This window comes from Streptomyces sp. NPDC059224, from assembly GCF_042754285.1.
GTDB lineage: Bacteria > Actinomycetota > Actinomycetes > Streptomycetales > Streptomycetaceae > Streptomyces.
The window spans coordinates 1-4,653 of the sequence record NZ_JBHZAN010000073.1 but is presented as its reverse complement, the minus strand read 5'-3'; the positions used below and the strand labels follow the sequence as shown (position 1 = coordinate 4,653).

Sequence of the window (4,653 nt, the reverse complement as noted above, 5' to 3'; positions counted from 1 at the left end):
GACTTCAGTTCGAGGATCTCGCCCTTGGCGTCGACCATGATCTTCTGCGACAGATCTCCGTTGGCGACGGCCGTCGTCACCTGGGCGATGTTGCGGACCTGCGAGGTCAGGTTCGACGCCATGAAGTTGACGTTGTCGGTGAGGTCCTTCCAGACACCGGAGACACCCCGTACCTGGGCCCGGCCGCCCAGCTGGCCCTCCGTGCCGACCTCGCGCGCGACCCTTGTCACCTCGTCGGCGAACGCGGACAGCTGGTCGACCATGGTGTTGACGGTGAGCTTCAGTTCCAGCAGTTCGCCGGTCGCCTCGACGGTCACCGTGCGGGTCAGGTCGCCGCGGGCCACCGCCGTCGTCACCAGGGCGATGTCGCGGACCTGGGCGGTCAGCCGGGACGCCATGGTGTTCACGGCCTCCGTCACGTCCCGCCAGCTGCCCGACAGGCGCTGCACCTTGGCCCGGCCGCCGAGCCGCCCCTCGGTACCGACCTCGCGCGCGACCCGGGTCACCTCGCCGGTGAACAGGGACAGCTGGTCGACCATCTTGTTCACGGCGCGGCCCAGTCTGCGCAGATCCCCGCGCAGCTGGCGGCTGCCGTCGTGCAGATCCACGCGCTGGGTCAGGTCGCCGCCGGCCACCGCGTCCAGTACGCGGGTGGCGTTCGCCGCCGGGGCGACCAGGGCGTCCAGGACCTGGTTGACGTCGTTGACGCGGGACGTCCAGGCGCCCTGGCCGGGGCTGGCCGACACACGTTCGTCCAGGCGGCCGTGGCGCACCAGCTCGTGTTTGACGCGCTGCACCTCGGTGTTGAAGTGCACGCTGCGGTCCATGATCTGGTTGAAGACCGCGGAGAGTTCGCCGACGATGCCCTCCCCGGTCTCCGGCACTTTCGTGAAGTCGCCGTCGCGGGCGGCGGTCATCGCGGCGAGCAGTGGGCGCAGCTCGGATGCTCGGAGTTGTTGCGGTTTGTGTCCGTCTTCGAGCACACGCGTAGCACTGTTCTCACTCATGGCGGCCCACTTCGGTAACTCGGTGCTTATGGGCGCAGTCAGTCTGTCACTCTGTCCGCATCGATCGGGATGCATTCGTCCGAACTGCTCGGGGAGCTCGACATGGGGGCCATACCCACGCAACGGGAGACCGTCTCCCGGGTCCGTGAGGCGCCTGCGCACGACGGCGCGCCCGCGCACGAGAGCGCCGGCTCGTACGCGCAGGGGCACGCGACCCTGCCCGGGAGTCCCCTCGCGCCGGGTTCCGCCCGTGTGCTGGTGCGCGCCTGTCTCGACGAGTGGACCGACTGCGGCCTCCTGGAGCCGGGCCGGCGGGTCGCCGAGGACGCGATGGTCGTCGTCAGCGAACTCGTCACCAACGCCGTCGTGCACGCCGGCACGGAGCTGGAGGTCGACTGGTGGCTGGAGGAGTCACGGCAGGAGACGGCGTTCGTCGTCGAGGTCACCGACCACCATCCCTCCCGCGCCCCGCGCGACCACCCCGGCGAGACGCCGTACGAGACCCCCGAGTACGGGCGCGGGCTGCGTCTGGTCGCCTCGCTCGCCGAGTCCTGGGGGGTCACCTACCGCATCGGCGCGAAGACGGTGTGGGCCCGCCTGACCGGCCGCGGCGGCACGCTCCCGGACGAGCAGGAGCTGAGGGTGGCCGAGATCCTCGCGCCCGAGCCTCCGCCGCACTCGGCCGGGCCGGACAGGGGGTGCGCCCAGCGCGCCGACCGGGACCGGGACTGGCTGGACAGGGGCGCGCTGTCCTTCCTCGCCGAGGCCTCCGACCTGCTCGCCGGGCAGCTCGACGAGAACCTGGTGGCCGCGCTCGCCGGCCAGCTGATCGTGCCGCGGCTGGCCGACTGGTGCGCGGTATGGCTGGAGGACGAGTCGACGGTGCGGGCCGGCGGCTGGGGCGACGCGAACGGCGCGGGCGGGCCGCGGCTGGCCCGGGTCTGGCACGGCAGCGAGAACCGCATCGAGGAACTGCGCCGGGCCCTTGAGAAGGACCCGCCGTGCGCGACGGGCGGCCTGCGCTCCGGACCCGAGCCGTATCCCTGGCCGGGCGAGGCGCTCGGCCCGCAGGCCGCCCGCGGCGCGGCGCTCTCCTACCGGCTGATCGCGGGCGGCCGCCCGCTCGGCACGCTCGTGATCGGGCGCTCCGGCCCGGCCGGCTTCCCCGACGAGATCACCGGTCTGGTCGAGGACTTCGGGCGCCGGGTGGCCCTCGCCATCGGCGCGGCCCGCCAGTACGCCCGCCAGGCCACCATCAGCGCCGTCCTCCAGCGCGGGCTGCTGCCCGGCGCGGTCGCCGAGATCCCGGGCATGCGCAGCGCGCTGGTCTACGAGCCCTGCGACAAGGGCGGCCCCAGCGGTGACTTCTACGACCTGTTCCCGGCCGGCGACGGCCGCTGGTGCTTCGCCGTCGGCGACGTCCAGGGCAAGGGCCCCGAGGCCGCCGTCGTGATCGGCCTGGCCCGGCCCTGGCTGCGGTTGCTGGCCCGGGAGGGGTACCGGGTCGCCGACGTCCTGGACCGGCTCAACCAGCTCCTCCTCGACGACGCCACCGAGGCCGCGGACGCCGCAGCGCGCGCCCTGGTCGCCGCGGGCGGCTGTACCCTGCCGCCCGGCGACGGCCCGCAGACCCGTTTCCTGTCCCTCCTGTACGGCGAACTCACCCCCCTCGATGCGGGCGGCGTCCGCTGCACCCTGGCCTCCGCCGGACATCCGCTGCCGCTGCATCTCGGCCCCGGCGGCGAGGTCCGCACCGCCGCCCGGCCGCAGACCCTGCTCGGGGTCGTGGAGGACGAGACGTACACCAGCGAGACCATCGAGCTGGGGCCCGGCGACAGCCTGCTGTGCGTGACCGACGGGGTCACCGAGCGGCGCTCGGGCTCCCGGCAGTTCGACGACGGGGACGGGCTCGCGCGGGCGCTCGCGGGCTGCACGGGCCTGAGCGCCGAGCTGATCGCCGAGCGCATCAGGCGGCTCGTCCACGAGTTCGGGGGCGGGCAGCCGGAGGACGATCTGGCGCTGCTGGTCCTCCAGGCGGAGTAACCGGCGTCGTACGGGACAATGGGGGACATGCCTTCCGCACTTCCCGACGGCGAGCCGGTTCCCGACGACGGCGCGCTCCCGGCGCACGCGCTGGCCGGTGCCGCCGACCGCCCCCTCGGGTTCTATCTGCACGTCCCGTACTGCGCGACCCGCTGCGGCTACTGCGACTTCAACACGTACACGGCGACCGAGCTGCGTTCCACCGGCGGTGTCCTCGCCTCCCGCGACAATTACGCGGACACCCTGATCGACGAGGTCAGGCTGGCCAGGAAGGTCCTCGGCGAGGACCCGCGCGAGGTGCGCACGGTGTTCGTCGGCGGGGGCACACCGACCCTGCTGGCCGCCGGTGACCTGGTGCGGATGCTGGGCGCGATCCGTGACGAGTTCGGGCTCGCCGCCGACGCGGAGGTCACGACGGAGGCGAACCCGGAGTCCGTCGACCCCGCCTATCTGGCGGCCCTGCGCGCGGGCGGCTTCAACCGGGTCTCCTTCGGCATGCAGAGCGCCCGGCAGCACGTGCTGCGCGTCCTGGACCGCACCCACACCCCCGGGCGTCCCGAGGCCTGTGTGGCGGAGGCCCGCGCGGCCGGCTTCGAGCACGTCAACCTCGATCTGATCTACGGCACGCCGGGAGAGTCCGACGACGACTGGCGGGCCTCGCTGGACGCGGCGCTCGGGGCCGGCCCGGACCATGTGTCGGCGTACGCGCTGATCGTCGAGGAGGGGACGCAGCTGGCCCGCCGGATCCGCCGGGGCGAGGTCCCGATGACCGACGACGACGTCCACGCGGACCGCTATCTGATCGCCGAGGAGATGCTGTCCGCGGCCGGCTTCGACTGGTACGAGGTGTCCAACTGGGCCACCTCCGAGGCCGCCCGCTGCCTGCACAACGAGCTGTACTGGCGGGGCGCCGACTGGTGGGGCGCTGGACCGGGCGCGCACGCGCACGTGGGTGGAGTGCGCTGGTGGAACGTCAAGCATCCGGGGGCGTACGCGGCGGCGCTGGCGTTGGGGCGCTCGCCGGGGGCCGGGCGGGAACTCCTGACCGACGAGGACCGCCGGGTGGAGCGGATCCTGCTGGAGCTGCGGCTGCGCGAGGGCGTGCCGCTGACGCTGCTGAAGGAGCAGGGCCTGGCGGCCGCGCGGCGGGCGCTGGGGGAGGGGCTGCTGGAGAGCGGCCCGTACGACGGCGGACGGGCCGTACTGACCCTGCGGGGGCGGCTGCTGGCCGACGCGGTGGTCAGGGACCTGGTGGACTGAGGGGACCGGGGCGAGGGCCCGGCCAGGGCCTGTCCCGCGGATCGGGTCGCGGGGAAGCCGGCTGTGTCTCGTCGGCGCCGGTGAGCGGGGTCCGGTGCGCCCCGCTGCAGGGCGGAGGAGGGCGGCAACGCGGCGGGGCCACCTCCCGGCCGAAGACCGGCGGGCGTGGACAACCGACGGCAACGCCGCTTGCGTCCCCTTGGGGGAGCAGGGCGGACCCCGCGTCCGCGGCATGATCGGCCGGACCGGCCCTAGGTGTATTGCCCTGTGAGGTTGGGGACGCGGCTGGCGGGTGGTTGGCCCTTGAGCGCGGTGTGTCCGCGGTGGTGATTGTAGGTGTGCA

At 73.6% G+C, this 4,653-nt stretch carries 3 protein-coding genes; 2 read left to right on the top strand and 1 reads right to left on the bottom strand.

Translation table 11 applies throughout. The features are described 5' to 3' along the window. Positions 1-1,007, bottom strand: a 1,007-nt coding sequence (locus ACFXI4_RS43430) for a HAMP domain-containing protein (protein WP_385002909.1), incomplete at its 3' end; no start/stop codon positions are given. A 102-nt stretch (positions 1,008-1,109) separates the two neighbouring features. Here ACFXI4_RS43430 and ACFXI4_RS43425 point away from each other — a divergent pair. After that, positions 1,110-3,050, top strand: a complete 1,941-nt coding sequence (locus tag ACFXI4_RS43425; RefSeq protein WP_385002906.1) for a SpoIIE family protein phosphatase — start codon at positions 1,110-1,112, stop codon at positions 3,048-3,050. 27 nt (positions 3,051-3,077) lie between these two features. Continuing rightward, positions 3,078-4,310, top strand: coding sequence for a radical SAM family heme chaperone HemW (hemW, locus tag ACFXI4_RS43420; RefSeq protein ID WP_385002903.1), 1,233 nt, complete (start codon positions 3,078-3,080; stop codon positions 4,308-4,310). Positions 4,311-4,653: the final 343 nt, after the last annotated feature.

Bases quoted from the DNA above. Each gene is read 5' to 3' on its own strand.
- hemW (WP_385002903.1), top strand. From the start codon at position 3,078: ATGCCTTCCGCACTTCCCGACGGCGAGCCGGTTCCCGACGACGGCGCG.
- ACFXI4_RS43425 (WP_385002906.1), top strand. From the start codon at position 1,110: ATGGGGGCCATACCCACGCAACGGGAGACCGTCTCCCGGGTCCGTGAG.